This is a genomic window from Brevundimonas mediterranea (assembly GCF_014196125.1).
In the GTDB taxonomy this organism is placed as follows: Bacteria; Pseudomonadota; Alphaproteobacteria; order Caulobacterales; family Caulobacteraceae; genus Brevundimonas; species Brevundimonas mediterranea.
In genome coordinates this window covers 881,392-898,984 of the sequence record NZ_JACIDA010000001.1, presented here as the reverse complement: position 1 = coordinate 898,984, position 17,593 = coordinate 881,392, and the positions used below count along the sequence as shown (strand labels likewise).

Here is a 17,593-nt window from a genome sequence, read left to right as displayed (position 1 = left end):
GCGATGACGCCAGAAAATCAGAACAAGCGTAAGAAACGTCAGGGGTTCACCCTGGTCGAGTTGATGGTGGTCATCGTCATCATCGGCCTGCTGGCGACGGTCGTCGCCCTGAATGTCCTGCCCAGTCAGGACCGGGCCATGGTCGGCAAGGCCAAGGCGGACATCTCGGTTCTGGAGCAGGCGATCGAGACCTATCGCCTCGACAATCTGAACTTCCCCACCGACCAGCAGGGGCTTGAGGCCCTGGTCGCCGCGCCCGCTGGCCTGGCCCAGCCGGAACGCTATCGTCAGGGCGGCTATGTCCGTCGCCTGCCCGAAGATCCGTGGGGCAACCCCTACCGCTATCGTCGCCAGAGCGCGCACGGCCAGCAGTTCGACGTCTTCTCCCTGGGGGCGGACGGCAAGGAAGGGGGCGAGGGCAATGACGCGGACCTCGGCAACTGGCAGGGCTAGCCTTCGGCGTCGCCGTTCGGGCTTCACCCTTGTCGAGCTGATGGTCACGTTGGCCGTCATCGGATTGGCGGCGGGGGCGGTGGCCCTGTCCTTGCCTGACCCTCGACCCGCCGTGGGCCTGGAGGCGGAGCAGTTCGCCGCCCGGCTGTCGCGCGCCCGCGAGGAGGCGATCCTGACCAATCGGCCGGTGGCGGCGGATGTGGACACGGCCGGCTACGGTTTTTCCAGTTTCGACGGCGCCGTCTGGACGCCGCTGAACGGCGTCTTCATCGCCCGCACCTGGGGCGAGGGCGTCGCCGCGCCGGCGGACCCTGTGCGCATCGTCTTCGATCCCACCGGCGTGGCCGACCCTGCCCGTGTCCGCCTGACCCGCGACAATCAGTCCCGCACCGTCACGGTCGATGGCGCGGGCGAGGTGTCGATCCATGGTTGATTTCGCCCCGGCTTGGCGCCGCCGCCCGGCGAGCGGCAGGGCTCGCCACGCCCGTTCCGGGTTTACGCTGATCGAAATGCTGGTGGCCCTGGCGGTGTTCGCCCTGGCGGCCATGGCCCTGTTGAACCTTTCGGGCGAGAGCACCCGTTCCGCCGTGCGCGTCGAGGCGCGCACCCTGGGCGGTCTGGTAGCCGAGAATGTTGCAGCCGAGGCCATGATCGCGCCCAGCCTGCCGGTCGGCGAAGTCAGCGGCGAAACCCGGATGGCCGGCCGCGTCTGGCGCTGGCGTCGCGTCGTCACCGGGACGGAAGTCGCCGGCATGGGCCGGATCGACGTGCGGGTCTTCACTGACGAGGGCCAGGTGGCGGACCGCGTCCTGTTCCGGGCGGCCGGGGCATGAGGGCGCCACGCACGAAGTCACGGGCTGAGCGGGCGGGGTTCACCCTGGTCGAGGTCCTGGTCTCGCTGGCCATCTTCGCCCTGTTGGCCGGGGCCGGCGCCCTGGTGCTGAGTCAGACCATCGACACCCGGTTCGCCATTCGCGCCGAGACCGACCGCACCGGCGATCTGCAGCGGACGCGCGCCCTGCTGAAGGCCGATCTGGCCCAGGCGGCGCCGCGTCGCACGCGCGGCCCGACCGGCCGGCCCCTGCCGCGCGCGCTGATGGGGCAGGAGACGCCCAGCGACCCTATTCTGGTCCTGGTACGCAACGGGTGGTCCAATCCGGACGCGGCGCCGCGCCCGTCGCTGCAAAGGGTCGAATACCGGGTGGTCGAGGGGCGGCTGGAGCGGCGCGTCTCTCCCTATCTGGACGGCGCCCGCGCGGGGCCGCCCCAGGTGTTGTACCGCGGCGTCAAGGATGCGACCGTCACCTTCATCCAGAACGGGTCCGAGGCGCCGGCCTTCATCTCGACCAGCGACCGGCCGTTGCCGGACGCGGTTCGGATCGTCATGACCCTGGACGGTTTCGGCCGCCTGGATCAGCTGTTCCTGGTCGCCGCCGCATGAGACGGCTGCGGGGATCGCGCGAGGGCATGGCCCTGCTGACGGTGTTGCTGCTGGTGGCGGTGATGGCGGTCGTGGCGGTCGCCATTCTGGACGACGTGCGCTTCTCGGTGCGCCGCACCACCAACGCTGAAACCCAGGCCCAGGCCCAATGGTACGCCGCCGGCGCCGAAGGCCTGGCGCGGCGCCAGATCGCCGACCTGATGAAGGTCGATCCCGTGCGCACCCCGCTGGAGCCGCGCTGGAACGGCCGAGTGCTGGAGTTTCCGGTGGAGGAGGGGACGATCCGCGCCGTGATCACGGACGGCCAGGCCTGTTTCAACCTGAACAGCCTGGTGTTCGGCCAGAACGAGGACCTGTTTCCCCGCCCCGAAGCCACGACCCAGTTCGTCGCCCTGGGCGTCGCCCTGGGCCTGTCGCGCGCCCGAATGGCGGCCGCGGCCGCCGCCCTGACCGACTGGATGGACAATGACGCCGAGGCTTCGCCCGGCGGGGCCGAGGATGCCCGTTACGCCGGCCTGTCCACGCCGTATCGCACCGGCGGCGTCATCCTGGCGGACGTCAGCGAGATGCGGGCGGTCGCCAATATGGACGACGACCTGTATCGGCGGCTGCGCCCCTATGTCTGCGCCCTGCCGGCGACCACCCGGACGACGCTGAACATCAACACCCTGACCCCGGCCGAGGCGCCCCTGCTGGTCATGCTGACCGAAGGTGAAGTGGGGCTGCAGGGCGCGCGCGCCGCCATCGCCGCGCGGCCGGTTCTGGGCTGGTCCAGCGTCGACGCCTTTTGGGCGCAGCCGGCGCTCAAGGGCTTCACGCCTGATGAGGAGACAAGCGGGCAAGTCTCGCTGTCGACGCGCTATTTCGATCTTCGGGTCGATATCGATTACGGCGGCGCCCACGCCGTCCGCACTGCTCTCCTGTACGCCGCGCCGGACGGCGCCGTGCGCACTGTCATTCGCCGCTGGACCCCTGAAGAATGAGCCAGACCCGTATCGTCATCATCCCCCCGGCGGCCTCGATGCCGGCGCCCTTCCTGACGTTCGACGCCGGGGGACGGGTGCTGCAGCGCGGCTCCCTGTTGCTGGAAGACTCGGCCGCCACGCCCGATGTCCGCCCCGATCTGCGAACGGTGGCCGTCGCCCCGGGCGCCGATGTCCTGGTGCGCTGGCTGGACCTGCCGGTCGGCGGTGCGGCCCAAGTGCGGGCGGCGGCGCGTTGGGCCTTGAAGGACGATCTGGCCGGCGATCCCGAGCGCACGGTCGTGGCCCTGGGGCCGGTCGTCGGCGAGGGGCCGCGTCTGGTCGCCGCCGTGGGCGCGGGTCTGCTGGAGGCGTGGATCGACTATCTGGCCGCCCTGGGCGTGACGCCGGCCGCCGTTGTGCCCGACTGTCTGATCCTGCCGGCGCCGGCGGACGACGCGCTCAGCGCCGCCGTCTTCGGCGCCGACATGGGGCTGCGCGGCATGGATTTCGCGGCCACGGTCCAGTCCGATCTGGTCGAGGCGGTGGCGGGCGGGCGCCCGTTGATCCGCGTCGACGATCCCGAGACGCTGGAGCGGCTGCTGGCGGCCGCAGCGGCGGGGCCCGCCGTCGATCTGTTGTCGGGCCTGGAGCGCAAACGCGAGGTTCGGGCGGGCGGCTGGCGGCTGGCGGCTGGGCTGGCGGCGGCTCTGGTGGTGTCGCCCCTGATCCTGACCCTGGCCGCCGGGGCGCGCGATCAGGTCGCCGCCGACCGGGCCGAACGCCGGACCCTGGCCCTGATCAGCGAAACCCTGCCCGACGCCGCCCGCGCCAGTGATCCGATGGAGGCGGCGCGTCGCCAGATCGCCGTGGCCCCGCCGCCGGGCGGCCTGGCCTCGGTCAGCGCCGCCCTGTTCGCCGCTGTGGAACAGGTCGAGGGCGCGGAACTGGACAGTCTGAGCGCCGATCCCGGCCAGGGGGTGCGCGCGACCGTCAGCTATCCGGCCTTTTCGGATCTGGAGACCTTGAGGACCGCCCTGGCCGCCTCGGGCCTGTCCATGTCCGACGCCTCGACCGTCGAGGACGGCGGGCGGGTGGTCAGTGAAGTCATCGTGGGAGGCGCCGCATGAACGGCCTGATGTCTCAAGCCGCCGCCTGGTGGGATGGCCGCACCCTGCGCGAGCAGCGGATGCTGACGGTGATGGGCCTGGCGATCGCCGCCGTTCTGGTCTGGCTGCTGATCGTTCGTCCGGCCTGGACCTGGCGGGCCGATGCGGCCGAGGCGCGGGCTGTAGCCGAGGCCGATCTGGCCCTGGTTCAGACGGCGACGGGTCGTATGGTGCGGACCGACGCCGCCAGCAGCGACGTCGATGTCGCGGCGGTGGTCGCAGAGGTCGGTTCGATCACTGGGGTGACGCCGGTCATGGGCATGTCGCCGGACGGCGGCCTGGGCTTCAGCCTGACCAATGTCTCCAGCACGGCGGCCTTCGGCTGGCTGGCGGCCCTGCATGACCGCAAGGTCGAGGCCACGACGCTGAACGTCGTCGAAAACGCCGATGCGACGATCAGCGTCGAGGGCGCGCTGGCGCCCTCGACCTGAAGCCGGATCAGGGCCGGGCGGCGCGCAGGGTCTGGAGTTCGCGCTGGGCCTGGATGAAATCGGCCTGGAAGTCAGGGTCGGCCTTCAGGCTGGCCACCAGGGCGGCGCCGACGATCCGGCCGGCCTCGACGTCGCTGGGGTAGTGGACGCCGCAGATGACCCGGCTGTCGCCATAGGCCAGGCCGCGCGCCAGGATCTCGTCAGCCTTGTCCGGCGCCATTTCAGACAGGACCAGGGCCCAGGCCCAGCCCAGGGCGGCGTGGCCCGACGGATAGGAGCCGCTGGCCGTCAGCCAGGGCTGGGGCGCGATACAGGTGGCCGCCGGTTCGGCGACGAAGGGCCGGGGGCGGCGGACGCCCTTCTTGGCCGGGGTCTGGACGGTTTCGAGGTCGCCCAGCATCCGGCCCAGCAGGCGGGTCAGGGTCGGCAGGCGCTCGGGGTCGAAGGTCATGCCCAGGGCCGGGGCGAAGACGCGCGGGGCCGAGGGGGTCTCGATCTCATTGTCCGCCTGAGCCATGGCCCAGCGCGCGCTGCCCTCCAGAGCGCGGGTCGAGCGATAGGTCTCGATATCGGCCTGTTCACGCAGGGAGCCGGCGGCGGGCGGCGGCGGCAGGAAGCGGGCGGCGTTGGGCGCAGCATCTGCGGACAGATAGCCGTGGGGATGATCCTGGAAACCGGTCCAGAACACCGGCGCCGTGGCCGGGGTCGCGGCGCAACCGCTCAGGGCCAGACACAGGACCGCCAGGCCGCGACCGGCCGAGGAAAGAAGGGGCATTTAGACTACGCTTATCAGACTGTGGGGAAATCAGGCGGCGACGGCGCCGGGACGGCCGTCCTCGACCACCCAGCTGTTCAGGGTCGAGACCGCCGCATGGGGATCGCGCACGTCCGAGATGGCGCGATAACGGGTGTTCATCCGGTCGCGGTCCATGTCGATGGACATATAGCCCCGCACCCGGCTGTCGAAGAATTTGATCTGCGGGTTGTTCGGCATGTTCGCCATCAGGGCGTCATAGGGCGGGCCGGACGACGAGATCGAGGTGCCGACGAATTCGGTCGCCACCGTCGCCGATGACGGATCGGCGCTGACCCGCTTGACGTCATTGGTCCAGAACGAGTGGTAGTCGCCGCTCAGCACCACCGGATTGCGGGGCTTCAGCGTCGCCAGGGCGTCGGTCATCCGGTCGCGGGCGACGGGATAGCCGTCCCAGGTGTCGGTCCAGTAGCGGGTCTCGGCGTCGCCGTTTCCGAACCTCAGCCCCGCCATCACCAGATCCTGGCCCAAGATGTTCCAGCGCGCCTGCGATCGGGCCAGGCCGTCGTACAGCCAGCGTTCCTGTTCGAAGCCCAGGAAGGTGCGGGCCGGGTCCAGCCGGTCGGGGCAGGCGGCGTCGGTGACCACCTGGCCCTTGCCGCCGTTGGGGCCGTCGCTGCAGGCCTGTTTCGAGCGGTACTGTCGGCCGTCCAGCATGAAGAACTGGGCCAGCCGGCCATAGCGGACGCCGCGATAGATCGGCATCTGCAGCCGGGCGTCCAGCCGCGTGCGGCGAATGGGCATGGCCTCGTAGAAGGCCTTGTAACCGGCGGCGCGCCGCAGCAGGAAATCATTGGGCATGACGCCGGGCGTCTTGGACCAGACGCCGGAATAGTCGTCCTGAATCTCGTGGTCGTCCCACACCGCCAGACAGGGGGCGACGGCGTGCAGCCGTTGCAGGTCCGCGTCCGTCCGGTGCAGGGCGTACCGGTTGCGATAACCCGCCAGGGTCGTCGCCTCTTCCAGTCCGTAGGGCCGCACCACATTGGCCGCCTGGGCGCCCGTGCGGGTGTATTCGTAGATATAGTCGCCCAGGAACAGGGTCAGGTCCGGCGCTTCGTCGGCCATATGGCCATAGGCGCTGAAATAGCCCGACTCCCAGTTCGAGCAGGAGGCGACGGCCAGACGCAGGCGGTCGATGTCGGCGTTCGGGGCGGGTGCGGTGCGGGTGCGGCCGACGGGGCTCTGCTGACCCTGGGCGGTGAATCTGTACCAATAGGGGCGGTCGGGGCGCAGACCTTCGACCTCGATATGCAGGCTGTGGGCGTCGGTGCGATCCGCCACGGCCTCGCCCGAGGCGACGATGCGGTTGAAGGCCTCGTCCGCCGCCACGTCCCAACGCACGGCGACCGGGCCGCCCATGCCGCCCAGGCCGTCCGGCGCCACCGGATCGACCGCCAGCCGCGTCCACAGGACGAAACCATCGGGGGCCGGATCGCCGCTGGCGACGCCCAGCGGGAACAGATAGGCCCCGCCCGCCTGGGCCTGAGCCTGCCCGAACCGCAGCACCAGGGGCGCGGCGACCAGGCCGCCCAGCAGAAGGCGGCGGTTCATCGGAAGGGTGGGCTTCAGCAGCATGGGGGGCTTTCCAACGGGAGCAACGGATCGGGCGGACCGGCCTGAAGCCGATCCGCCCTGTCCTGGTCTTAGAAGTCCATCGTCAGACGGACGCCGACGGTGCGGCCCTGGTTCGGCGAACTGGTCGGACGAGCGCCGCCGTTGAAGTTGTTGCGGGTCTCTTCGTATTCGGTGTTGAACAGGTTGCGCGCCCACAGACCGACGCGCCAGTTGGCGTTCTCCGGACCTGCGCTCAGATTGGCGTTCCACAGCCAGTAGCCAGGCAGAACCGAAGCCGAAGAGGCGTTGTAGATGCCGTCGCGCTGATTGTAGTTGGTCTCGGCCCGCAGGGCGAAACCGGCCATCGACCAGTCATAGGCGATGGAGCCGCCGTAGTTGAACTTCGGGAACTGCAGCGGTTCGCCCGAACGGTCGTTCGAGATGATCACGTCCCACGGTCCGTTCGCCGGATTGGCGGCGTTGGTCGCCGTGGCGTCGATGGCGAAATACTCGCTGTATTCGCCTTCCTTGTAGCCGTAGTTCTGGCTGATCGTGAGGCCGGCGAAGGGCGTCCAGGTCAGTTCGATTTCGCCGCCGTAGATTTCGGACTTGGGCACATTGGTGATCTTGCCCAACTGGCCGGTTTCCCGGCTGTATTCGGTGCCCTGAATCTGCTGGTTCTCGTAGTCGTAGAAGAAGACCGCGCCATTGACGCGCAGGGTCTTGTCGAACAGGTCCGACTTGATCCCCGTCTCGTAGGCGATGACGATTTCGGGCTTGAAGGGGGTCTGCGACTGGCCATTGTAGGTGGTGAAGCCGCCCGACTTCACCCCCCGCGCGACGCTGGCGTAGAGTAGGGCGTTTTCGGCCAGATCGTATTCCAGGCCGAAGCGCCCGGTCCATTCCGACAGCGAGATATCGTAGGTCTTTTCCGGTCCGACCGCGACGTTCAGGCGACGCGTGCCGGTCGTGGTCAGGCTGCGGTCTTCGTTCTCGTAACGCAGGCCCGCGATCAGGCTGAGGCGATCCGTCAGGGCGAAGCTGTTGTGGGTGAAGACGCCGATGGCCTCGACCGACTGGTCGTAAGGCGTGTTGATCAGGTTGCGGTTGGCGCCGCGGAACTCGGTGTAGAAGCCGCCGTCGATGCTCTCATCGGCATAGTGGGCGCCGACCATCCAGTTCAGACGTCCAGCCTGGTTCGACAGGCGGGCTTCCTGCGAGAACGCTTTGATGTCGTTGTAGAAATAGACGTCCGACTCCGCCGCCGGCGTGCCGTCCCAGTCGTTGTATTCCGAACGGCTGAAGGTCTGGTAGGCGGTGATGGTGTTCAGCGTGGCCCAGCCCAGGTCGGCGCGGACGCGGGCGCTGAGGTCCAGACCGTCGTTGTCGCGGCCCGGCTTGGCGTCCAGGCTGCGGCCGGAAACGCCGGCCAAAGCCTCGGAGATCTTCCAGCCGGTGATCCGGCGGGCGGTGTCGGCCGGATAGGTCACGCTGCCGTCGAAGACCGGATAGTCGCTGCGCAGGCGGAAGCCCAGGCCGTCGGACTTGTCGATGGAATAGGTGGCGGCCAGATCGACCGTGACGTCTTCCGACGCGTCCCAGGTCAGGCGGCCGCGCACGGCGGTCTTGTCGACGTCGCCCAGTTTCTGGCCGGTCGTGCGGTGATACTGCCAGGCGCCGCCCTGTTCGGTGACGGCGGCCAGGCGGCCCAACAGGCCAGGAACGATCTGACCCGAGACAAAGCCCTCGACCTTGTAACGGTCATAGGAGCCGTATTCGGCCGTGACGCCGGCGTGCCGATCCGCAGTCGGGGCATTGGTGATGATGTTGACGGCGCCGCCCGTGGTGTTGCGGCCGTACAGGGTGCCCTGGGGCCCCCGCAGCACTTCCAGCCGGGCGATGTCGAACATCGCGCCCTGGGTGGTGATCGTATAGGGGTGGGCGACTTCGTCGACGTAGACGCCGACGGTCGAGGCGTTGTTGCTGGAATATTCGCGGGTGCCGATGCCGCGGATGCGGAAGGCGGGCTGGCCGCTGCCGAACTGGCTGTCCACTTCCATATTGGGCACGACATTCTCGATGTCGTTGATGACCTGAACGCCCTTCTCGTCCAGGTCCTGGCCGCCGATGACGCTCAGCGCGAGGCCGACGTCCTGGCTGGACTGGGCCCGGCGTTGTGCGGTGACGACGATGTCCTCGACCGTCGCCGACGGAGCCGAGGAAGATTGGGCGGCGGCGGGCAGGGCCGCGGCCAGGGCGAGTGCGGCGCTCGAGACGCCGAGGAGCAGACGATGCATTGCACGATCCATTGCGGGCGGCGCGCGCAGGCACCCCCTGCCGCACGGGCCGATCTGTTGATGATGCTGTCGAACAGCTGTTGGGTTCGGCGATTTGACGGGAGCGGCCCCTGGCGATGGGGAGGAAGGCTGGAGCCGCTGGCGTCCCGCAGAAAAACAACTGTTCGACAACGGTTCGGCATTAGGCGCGCCCTGCTAAGCTTTTATGACGCTTGTAGGAAGACTTTCTGTCAGGCAGCGCCCTGGCAACCTGAAGCTGGAAGTAACGCCCGTTCTATGGCTCTTGGTGCGCCACAAGCTGGGTCGCGGCGGTCTTGAGCGTCGCGCCCGACAGCGGAATCCCCGTCGCCGAGGCGACCAGGGCCTGGCCCTTGATCCAGAGCGCGAACCGGGTGGCGGCTAGTCGGGTCAGGTCGAAACCCGTCGGCCAGACGCCGGCGCTGTTGTAGAAGGTGCCGCCGCCCTCCGGTCCGCGCAGGACCATGGCGAGGTCCTGAAGCGGCGGATCTCGGCGGGCCTCCAGGCAGATGCTGGCGATCAGGCGGGCGTATCGGGTGTAGAAGCCCTCGGCCTGAGGATCGATCGAGACGGTTGGCGTCATGAGCCTTTCCCAGGTCTCGAGCGTGGCCGCGGAAGGGTCCATGTCGGGACGCCGCCTCGCCAGATAATGGGGCAGGTCGCGGAACACGCTGTGCCACACCGCATCCACGACGAAGCGACGCATGTCCGGCCAATGATAGGCGATGGTGGATGTGGAGGTGCCGGCCACCAGGCTGACCGAGCGATTGGTCACGCCGGCCACGCCGCCGGCCAGGATCTGGTCCGCCGCGATGTCGAGCAGTTTGAGCCGCATCGAATCGACCTCCAGTCCAGCAGCCGGCGCCTGGGGCAGAACCAGGTGTTCGCGATACCAGAAGGTGGCCGGGGCGGGGCCGTCGTCTCGGCCCAGGGCTCGGTCGACCAGGGCGCCCAGGCCCTCGGCGCTGATGACCTCATAGTCGGTGCGGCCCAGAAGGGCGCCGGCGTAGAATTGTTCGGTGACGAGACAGGCGGTCAGGGGCGCTGCGAAATCGGCGGCGCCGGGGACGGTCGCCAGATAGTTCCGCCAGGCCGCCTCGCGCATCGCCTCCCATCGTCGCATCAGGTCATGACGCGCCTCGCCCAGGTCCGTGTCCAGCAGCAGGGCCTCCCAGACCCGAACGAAGCCGGCTTCGGCCGCGGCGCGGAGCCTCAGATAGCGCAGAACAAGGGCGAGCAGGGTATCGCGGCTCGCCTGCAGACCATCCACGGCGCCGAAGAAGCGCTGATGAAAAACGGCGTCCGCCTCCAGCGCATGTTCGCCGACCGCCAGGACCAGGCCGGACTTGGCGCCGAACAGGTTGACGATGACGGTCGTGCTCTTGCCGACGGCCTGGGCCAGGTCGCGCAGGGTCAGTTTGCGGAATCCCTGAGCGATCACCAGGTCGATGGCCGCATCGATGATCCGCTGCGCGTCGGTCGATCTGGGTGAGGCTTGTCGCTGAAGCATAGGCGTCAATGGTCTGGCGAAGCCGCGATGTCGAGACCCTATGGGGGTCAGCCCAGGGTCAAGGTCCGCAGGCGCAGAAGCCGGTCTCCGGCCGTGATGAACAGGGTCCGGCCATCTTCGCCGAAGGTGCAGTTCGCCGCAGCCCCGCCGGTGTCGATACGGCCCAGGCTGCGCCCCTCGGGCGTCAGCACATGCACTCCGCCGGGACCAGTGGCGAACAGATGGCCCGCGCGATCGACGGCCATACCATCCGGTAGGCCAGGATTGGACGGCCCGACCTGGTCGGAGAAGTCCATCAGCACGCGCGGCTTCATCGCCGGCCCGGTCCGGGTCAGATCATAGGCCAGCAATAACGGGCGTTCGGGATCCGAAACCGCCACATACAGAGTCTGCTGATCCGGCGACAGGCCGACGCCGTTGGGGAAGCTTAGACTGTCGTCCAGCAGGGTCACGACGCCGTCGGGGTCCAGCCGATAGACGCCGTTGTACGCGGTCTCCTTCAGCGGCGACCGGTCCATGTCCTTCAGTCCATAGGGCGGATCGGTGAAGAAGATCGCGCCGTTGGACGCCTGGACCAGGTCGTTGGGCGAACTGAAGCGGGCGTCGCCATAGCGGGTCGCCAGCAGGGTCTTGGCGCGGGTGGCCAGATCGACGCGCGCAATGGCGCGGGCGCCATGATCGGCCATCAGGATCGAACCGCGGGGGCCGGCGATTAGTCCGTTCGACCCTGGCTCTCGAAAGGCCGAGGCGTCCGGCCCGTCATAGCCCGACGGCTCCATGAAGACCGAGACGCCGTCCTTCTCGGACCAGCGATGGATCCGGTTCTCGGGCACGTCGCTGAACAGCAGATAGCCGCCGTCAGCAATCCATACCGGGCCTTCGGACCAGGTGAAGCCCGAAGCGAGCGTCTCCAACCGGGCGTCCGGGGCGATCAGTCGGTCCAGCGCTGGATCGTGACGGATCAGCTGGGCGGCGGAGGCGGGGGCGCGGGGCGAGGCGCAACCGGCGCCCACGAGGCTTCCCGCGAGGCTTCCCGCGAGAACGAGACGACGAGAGAGGGACAGGGCGAAACTCCGGGAGAAGGGGGAAGGGTTGGTGTGGTGTCAGGTGAGGCGGTGCGGCGCGTAAATTTCATGATCACCAGGCTTGTTTCGATCCGAACGGCCGACGCGTCCGTGGCGAAGCACAAGTACTGGAGCTTTTTCCTTTTCGCGACAAACCATCCTCCTGTCGCACCATCGAAGCGAGGGCTGGCGGCGTCTTTGATATCGGCGGTAAACGTCGGCGAGGCCGTCAGGCGGCTTGACGACTCGGGTCGGACAAAGGCTAGCTTTCGCCATGGCAAAAGTCGCGATCAAGACGCCCCAAGGCGATAATCCCAATCCCGTAGACCTGCATGTGGGCCGGCGTGTCGCCGAACGCCGCCAGGCATTGCGCTACAGTCAGGCTCAACTGGCCCAGGCGGCCGGGGTCACCTTCCAGCAGATCCAGAAGTACGAGCGCGGCAGCAATCGGATCGCCGCCTCGCGTCTGTGGGAAATGGCGGAATTTTTGAACGTCGATCTGAACTACTTCTTCGAGGGTCTGGGCCTGTCCGATGGACCGGAGGCCCGCATGGGCGGCGTACCCACGAAACATACGGCAGAGATCGCTCGGCGCGCTCCCGAGTTGTCGATGCGAAACCAGAAGCTCGTTCTGGACCTGATCCAGCAACTGGCTCGGGTTTCAGCAGAGACCGGCGCGGAAATCGATGTCTAGACTTCGGCTCGCTGTCCGTTGCGGACGGCGAGCGCTTTCGCGGATCGGACGCTAGGCGATGGGGCGACTGACGCGGCGCGAGATCGAATGCGTGCAACTGGCCGGCCTGAGACTGTCAAATCAGGAGATTGCAGACGTGCTGGGCATCACGCCCAGCACCGTGGCGAACTATCTGCAAAGCGCCAACGCCAAACTCGGCACCAGTCACCGGCGGGCGGCGGCCCAGGCGCTGGGCATTCAATACCCAGGCGCCGGAATGACCGATGCCGAACTGGCCGAGCGGCTGCCAGAACGACTGCGTCCGGCCGTCTCGCCGGGCGTGGGGAACCCGATTGATGACCGGCCCTGGGCGGCGCGCTTCTGGCGACCGCCTCCGGCGAACCGATTCATCCGTCTGGGCGTCATCGTCGGCGTGACGGCGCTCTGGCTGCTCGTTCTGGGCGGTCTGACGTCTTTGGTGATGACGATCTTCTCGACGCTCGACGCATGGCGGCCCTCTTAGCCGGGATCTTCGCCATGAATCACAAGACCGACTTCGCTAACTTAATCGCGGGACGCCTTCAGACCGCTGAACAGGCGCTAGATCAGGCGCTCGCCGAAATCAGCCTTCTGACCCACGACATGACGCGCCACCGTGCCGGCGCCCGGTTCGCCGCCCAGGCGGGCCACCAGGCCCTGGTCGACGTCCAGGCGGCGGCCGGGGCGCTTGTCGAGGGGCGGTCCCGGCTCGTGGCCAGTCACGACCGACTGGCCCGCATCGCACGCACGCTCGGCATAGTCGTCACAGCCGGCGGACCGCTGGAGGGCAAGGATCAGCCCGCCGGCGGAGCGACGGCGCTGGCGCTGGACGCCTGATGCTTCAGGCGGGGCTGCTGATCATCAGTCTGGTCGCCCTGGCCGCGCCTGTCGTCTGGGGCGGTCGGGCCGACCGTTGGGCCGCCGTGCTTTTGCTGGCGGACATGATGCTGAGCCCCTTGGCGCAGCATCTGATGCTCGGCGATGTCCGCTGGGGAGTCGCCCTGGTGGACCTGGCTTGCGCGATCGGGCTGATCGGCCTGGCGTTGCGGGCGGACCGCTGGTGGCTTCTGTTCGCCGCTGGTCTGCAAGTCGCCGTCGTCCTGACCCATTTCGCCGCCCTGGGCCCCGCCTTCATCTATAACTGGACGGCCGTCACGGTCAGGCTTGCGACCTGGATCGCCTTGCTGATCGTGCTTCTGGCCGGCGCCTATGAAGCTCATCTGGTGCGCCGGTATCGATTGCTGCCTGGCGCGCCGGCCTAACTCACTCTTGTTGATTTCGCCGTCGCCAGGGGCTGACGGCGAGGAGATTTCCACCATGGCCGAGAGCCACACGCCGACCTTCGCCGACCTGTTCGCCGAATGGGACAACCTTCGCCGCTTCGACGGCTTCCTGCCCGATGAATTTGCATCCTACGAAGCCTGCTGCGCGGCCGAGCGCGATTATGAGGCGCGGATTGGACGGTGCGAGAGCCTGTTGCTCGCCCATACGCCCACTTCTGAACGGGAGGTCGCCTGGCTGCTCGAGGTGATCAACTCAGGCGAGGGCTTCACGCCTCAGACGCTCGCCACATTGGGCCGTGTTCAGGCGTGGATGATGTCGCGCGGTATGACGGCGCACACGGTTTGAAATCAGGCCGGGCGACGATCTCAAGGCCGACGCTCTCCAGGCGTGATCATCGCTCGCTGTCGGCCCGTCAAAGGCAGTAGGTCGTGACCACCGTCGGCAACAGCGTCCAAACCGACGCGATCAGTCCCACCCAGGCTGTGGCGCGACTGACGAAGCGCACGAACGGCGAGGGCGAACTGAAGCGAGCGGCGTGAAGGGCCAGGATCAGACCCACCTGCAGCAGCACCGCCAGCCCATAGGCGCCCCCCATCAGCAGACGCGGGACGGAGACCAAGCCGAAGACCGACCCGCCGATCCCGTGTCCGCAGATCAGCCCGTGCAGGCCGTACACCGCGCTGAAGCTGGCCAGCCAGACCAGGGGTGCGATCAGGATGCGCAGGATGTCCTTCACGCCAGCAATCCCGGAAGATGGGCGACGACGAGGATCAGCGTCGAGGCGCCGGCCTGGTAGTCGACCCAGAGGGTCACCACCGGGAATTCGGCCTGACGGCTGGGCGAGGTGAAGCCTTTTACGACGCGGGCGGTCAGGAAGGCGATCATCAACGCCGCCAGCAGGGCGTGGAACAGGGCGTAGGATCCGAGCACCAGCAGCGTCGCCCCATAGGCGTGGTCGCCCGGCGTGGGGGCCCGCAGGATGACCCCGCCGGCCGCCGCAGCAACGCCGAGGGCGGCGACGAACGTCAGCCCCAGCCAAGGCCGGGCGTCCTGGCCCTTTCGATTGGCCCGCGCGGCGCGTCGGATCGACACCACGCCAAGCCCGGCCCCGATGACCCCCAGCGCCAGTTCCGGCGCCGACGACGTCAACCAGGCGGGCGGCGGCCAGGACGGGGCGACAGTCCACAGGAAGGCGAAGCCGAACAGCAGCGAACCGAAGAAGGTCGCATTGGCCGTCAGCAGGAGGGCCGACCCCCACCAGCTCGGTGAACGGCTGACCTGGGTGGCGTTGGGCAGCGTCAGGCCGCGACCGATCGACCGAGGGGGCAGATCGGTCGTGCGTCCCAGCGACCAGGCCCAGCGCCACGCCAGGATCGTCACCCCGACCACCGCCAGAGGAACCGTCCAGTAGAATTTCAGCAACAGGGAGACGAAGAACACCCCGGTGACCGCCGCCATCAGAATCGGCAGGCGGGTGTTGGTCGGGTAGATGATGTGAAAGTCCGGCTTGCCGGTCGCGACCTCGACCGTCAGGCTTTCGCGCCACCCCTGTTCGGGTTCCGAGAGATAGCCTTCACCGCGCGCAAGGCGGAGCGTCAGCTCGGGATCGTCGGCGAGCGGCTGACGGCTGTCGACATGGGGCAGGCTGGCGAAATTATACGCCGGCGGCGGCGTCATCATCGCCCACTCCAGGGTTCCGGCCTGCCAGGGGTCGCGACGGCTGCGGCGTGCGGTGAAGGCGTGGAGCACCAGATCGACGATCACCATGGCTATGCCGATGGCCAGCACGAAACTGCCGATCGACGAGATCAGGTTGACGGTCGTCCAGCCGTCCTCCGGCAGATAGGTCGAGATCCGGCGCCGCTGGCCCAACAGACCGACCCAGTGCATGGCCAGGAAGGTGACATGGAAGCCGATGAAGACCAGGGCGAAGGCCAGCTCGCCCAGCCGGAAGAAACGCGCACGGCCGCTGACGTGGGGCATCCAGTAGTAGAGCCCGGCCAGGATCGGGAAGACGAAGCCGCCGAACAGGACGTAGTGGAGGTGGGCGGTGATGAAGGCCGTGTCGTGCGCCTGCCAGTCGAACGGCACCACCGCGACCATGACGCCGGTCAATCCTCCGATCACGAAGGTGAAGAAGAAGCCGAGCAGGTGAAGCATCGGCATGCGCAGGCTGGGCCTGCCCTTCCACATGGTCCCGATCCAGGCGAACAGCTGGACCCCGGTCGGCACCGCGACCAGGGTCGAGGCCGCAGAGAAGAAGGCCAGCCCCATATGCGGGATCCCCGTCGTGAACATGTGGTGGACCCAGATGCCGAACGACAGGAAGGCCAGCCCCGTCGCCGAAGCCACGATCCAGGCATAGCCGAGCAGGGTCGTGCGACACATGACCGGCAGGATGGTCGAGATCACACCCGCCGCCGGCAGGAAGATGATGTAGACCTCAGGGTGGCCGAACAGCCAGAACAGATGCTGCCACAACAGGCTGTCGCCGCCGAACTCGGCCTGGAAGAAGGGCAGGCCGAAGGCCCGTTCCAGCTCCAGCAGGATCGAGCCCAGGATCAGGGGCGGAAACCCGGTCAGGATCATCAGGGCGGTGACCAGGGCGTACCAGGCGAAGATCGGCATCTTGTCCAGCGACATGCCGGGGGCGCGGTATTTGAGGATCGAGACGGTGATCTCGACCGCCGCCGCAATGGCCGAGATCTCGACGAAGGTGATGCCGATCAGCCAGAAATCCGTGTTGATGCCCGGCGAGTAGATCGGTCCGGTCAGCGGGGGATACATGAACCACCCGCCGTCCGGCGCGATGCCCAGCACCATCGACACCAGCAGCATCATCCCGCCGAAGACATAGCACCAGAAGCCGTAGGCGGAGAGGCGGGGGAAGGCGAGATCGCGCGTGCCCAGCATCTTGGGCAGCAGATACATCGCCAGTCCCTCGAACGTCGGGATGGCGAACAGGAACATCATGATGGTCCCGTGCATGGTGAAGATCTGGTTGTAGATCTCCGGCCCGGCGAAGGCCGAGTGGGGCGTCGCCAGCTGGGCCCGGATCAGCATGGCGAGCACGCCGCCGACCAGGAAGAAGAAGAAGGACACGGCCAGGAACATTCGACCGAGGTCAGTGTGGTTGACAGTCGAGAACAGGCCGCGAGCGCCGGTCTCGGACGACCAGATTTCGGTCAGGCGGCGGTGGCGGTGGAGCGTGTTCATGGCGTGCCGCTTCGGATGAAGCGCTCCCAGGAGGCGGGGTCGTGGGCGACCACGGTGAAGGCGAAATCGTCGTAGCCGACGCCGCTGAACTCGGCGCTTCGGCCGGCATAGACGCCGGGGGCGTCGGCCTCGATGCGCAGGATGTTCACATGGCCGGGAATGGCGTCGATCTTGCCGGCCAGGCGCGGCGCCCAGAAGCTGTGGATCACGTCCGTGGATGTGATCGCGACATCGACGGGCCGCCCGGCGGGAATGTGCAGCACATGGTCGGTCCTCAGCCCCGCCACATCGGCGTAGCTGAAGGCCCAGGCGGACCGGCGGGCCTCGGCGCCGACGCGGACGACATCCGCGCCCTGCCTAGGCAGCAATCGCTCCCCCGCCGCCAGCCCATAGGCGAGCAGAGCCAGCAGCACGACGACCGGAAAAGCTATGCCCAGCTTGACCACCCACAGGCGCTCGTGCCGGGTCTCGTCAACGGGCGCGCGCGCCCGGAACGCCAGTGCGACCAGGGCCATCACCAGGGCGAAGATGGCGACGGCCCCCATCAGCATCACCCACCAGATCTGGGCGATGGTGCGGGCGGCGGGGCCGGCCGGGTCGACGGTCGACAGGGCCCCCTCGCAACCCGCCAGCGCCAGCGCCGTTGTCAGAACCACCACGGGACG

General features: G+C 68.1%; 20 protein-coding genes. 12 read left to right on the top strand and 8 right to left on the bottom strand.

The window, feature by feature from the left end:
* The first annotated feature begins 3 nt into the window (after positions 1-3).
* The 7 genes from gspG to gspM are packed head-to-tail and all read left to right on the top strand — an operon-like array spanning position 4 to position 4,456.
* Positions 4-453 carry a type II secretion system major pseudopilin GspG gene (gspG, locus tag GGR11_RS04595; protein ID WP_183195601.1) on the top strand — a complete coding sequence of 150 codons (450 nt, stop codon included), beginning with the start codon at positions 4-6 and terminating at the stop codon, positions 451-453.
* Positions 422-886 carry a GspH/FimT family pseudopilin gene (locus GGR11_RS04590; RefSeq protein WP_183195600.1) on the top strand — a complete coding sequence of 155 codons (465 nt, stop codon included), beginning with the start codon at positions 422-424 and terminating at the stop codon, positions 884-886. The genes gspG and GGR11_RS04590 overlap by 32 nt, the downstream gene beginning before the upstream one ends.
* Positions 879-1,286 carry a type II secretion system minor pseudopilin GspI gene (gspI, locus tag GGR11_RS04585; protein WP_183195599.1) on the top strand — a complete coding sequence of 136 codons (408 nt, stop codon included), beginning with the start codon at positions 879-881 and terminating at the stop codon, positions 1,284-1,286. The genes GGR11_RS04590 and gspI overlap by 8 nt, the downstream gene beginning before the upstream one ends.
* A complete protein-coding gene (gspJ, locus tag GGR11_RS04580; protein ID WP_183195598.1) occupies positions 1,283-1,894 on the top strand; it encodes a type II secretion system minor pseudopilin GspJ in 612 nt (203 codons plus the stop codon). The genes gspI and gspJ overlap by 4 nt, the downstream gene beginning before the upstream one ends.
* Positions 1,891-2,877, top strand: a complete 987-nt coding sequence (gene gspK / locus GGR11_RS04575; protein ID WP_183195597.1) for a type II secretion system minor pseudopilin GspK — start codon at positions 1,891-1,893, stop codon at positions 2,875-2,877. The genes gspJ and gspK overlap by 4 nt, the downstream gene beginning before the upstream one ends.
* Positions 2,874-3,986: a type II secretion system protein GspL gene (gene gspL / locus GGR11_RS04570; protein WP_183195596.1), complete on the top strand. Its 1,113-nt coding sequence runs from the start codon at positions 2,874-2,876 to the stop codon at positions 3,984-3,986. Before gspK ends, gspL begins: the two co-directional genes overlap by 4 nt.
* Positions 3,983-4,456 (top strand): type II secretion system protein GspM, encoded by a 474-nt coding sequence (gene gspM / locus GGR11_RS04565; protein ID WP_183195595.1) that lies wholly within the window; start codon positions 3,983-3,985, stop codon positions 4,454-4,456. Before gspL ends, gspM begins: the two co-directional genes overlap by 4 nt.
* A gap of 7 nt (positions 4,457-4,463) precedes the next feature.
* Here the strand turns inward: gspM and GGR11_RS04560 are convergent, their stop codons facing one another.
* The 5 genes from GGR11_RS04560 to GGR11_RS04540 form a co-directional block, all read right to left on the bottom strand.
* Positions 4,464-5,231, bottom strand: a complete 768-nt coding sequence (locus tag GGR11_RS04560; RefSeq protein WP_183195594.1) for an acid phosphatase — start codon at positions 5,229-5,231, stop codon at positions 4,464-4,466.
* Positions 5,232-5,261: 30 nt separating this feature from the next.
* On the bottom strand, positions 5,262-6,848 hold the full coding sequence (locus tag GGR11_RS04555) for an alkaline phosphatase D family protein (protein ID WP_183195593.1): 1,587 nt from the start codon (positions 6,846-6,848) through the stop codon (positions 5,262-5,264).
* A 68-nt stretch (positions 6,849-6,916) separates the two neighbouring features.
* The gene (locus GGR11_RS04550; RefSeq protein ID WP_183195592.1) at positions 6,917-9,124 is read right to left on the bottom strand and encodes a TonB-dependent receptor; all 2,208 of its coding nucleotides are present in this window, start codon (positions 9,122-9,124) and stop codon (positions 6,917-6,919) included.
* A gap of 274 nt (positions 9,125-9,398) precedes the next feature.
* Positions 9,399-10,652, bottom strand: coding sequence for a TetR/AcrR family transcriptional regulator (locus tag GGR11_RS04545; protein ID WP_183195591.1), 1,254 nt, complete (start codon positions 10,650-10,652; stop codon positions 9,399-9,401).
* Positions 10,653-10,699: 47 nt separating this feature from the next.
* Positions 10,700-11,665 carry an SMP-30/gluconolactonase/LRE family protein gene (locus GGR11_RS04540; protein WP_343051075.1) on the bottom strand — a complete coding sequence of 322 codons (966 nt, stop codon included), beginning with the start codon at positions 11,663-11,665 and terminating at the stop codon, positions 10,700-10,702.
* A 325-nt stretch (positions 11,666-11,990) separates the two neighbouring features.
* Between GGR11_RS04540 and GGR11_RS04535 the strand changes: the two genes are divergently transcribed.
* The 5 genes from GGR11_RS04535 to GGR11_RS04515 are packed head-to-tail and all read left to right on the top strand — an operon-like array spanning position 11,991 to position 14,057.
* The gene (locus GGR11_RS04535) at positions 11,991-12,410 is read left to right on the top strand and encodes a helix-turn-helix domain-containing protein (RefSeq protein WP_183195590.1); all 420 of its coding nucleotides are present in this window, start codon (positions 11,991-11,993) and stop codon (positions 12,408-12,410) included.
* A 58-nt stretch (positions 12,411-12,468) separates the two neighbouring features.
* A complete protein-coding gene (locus tag GGR11_RS04530) occupies positions 12,469-12,912 on the top strand; it encodes a response regulator transcription factor (protein ID WP_183195589.1) in 444 nt (147 codons plus the stop codon).
* A gap of 14 nt (positions 12,913-12,926) precedes the next feature.
* The gene (locus tag GGR11_RS04525; protein ID WP_183195588.1) at positions 12,927-13,265 is read left to right on the top strand and encodes a hypothetical protein; all 339 of its coding nucleotides are present in this window, start codon (positions 12,927-12,929) and stop codon (positions 13,263-13,265) included.
* Positions 13,265-13,690, top strand: a complete 426-nt coding sequence (locus GGR11_RS04520) for a hypothetical protein (RefSeq protein WP_183195587.1) — start codon at positions 13,265-13,267, stop codon at positions 13,688-13,690. The genes GGR11_RS04525 and GGR11_RS04520 overlap by 1 nt, the downstream gene beginning before the upstream one ends.
* 55 nt (positions 13,691-13,745) lie before the next feature.
* A complete protein-coding gene (locus GGR11_RS04515; protein ID WP_183195586.1) occupies positions 13,746-14,057 on the top strand; it encodes a hypothetical protein in 312 nt (103 codons plus the stop codon).
* Between the two features lie 67 nt (positions 14,058-14,124).
* On the opposite strand, the gene GGR11_RS04510 is transcribed toward GGR11_RS04515, so the two are convergent.
* The 3 genes from GGR11_RS04510 to GGR11_RS04500 are packed head-to-tail and all read right to left on the bottom strand — an operon-like array spanning position 14,125 to position 17,587.
* Positions 14,125-14,448, bottom strand: coding sequence for a hypothetical protein (locus GGR11_RS04510; RefSeq protein WP_183195585.1), 324 nt, complete (start codon positions 14,446-14,448; stop codon positions 14,125-14,127).
* Positions 14,445-16,928, bottom strand: coding sequence for a cytochrome c oxidase subunit I (ctaD, locus tag GGR11_RS04505; RefSeq protein ID WP_183195584.1), 2,484 nt, complete (start codon positions 16,926-16,928; stop codon positions 14,445-14,447). Before ctaD ends, GGR11_RS04510 begins: the two co-directional genes overlap by 4 nt.
* Positions 16,925-17,587 carry a cytochrome c oxidase subunit II gene (locus tag GGR11_RS04500; protein WP_183195583.1) on the bottom strand — a complete coding sequence of 221 codons (663 nt, stop codon included), beginning with the start codon at positions 17,585-17,587 and terminating at the stop codon, positions 16,925-16,927. Before GGR11_RS04500 ends, ctaD begins: the two co-directional genes overlap by 4 nt.
* Positions 17,588-17,593: the final 6 nt, after the last annotated feature.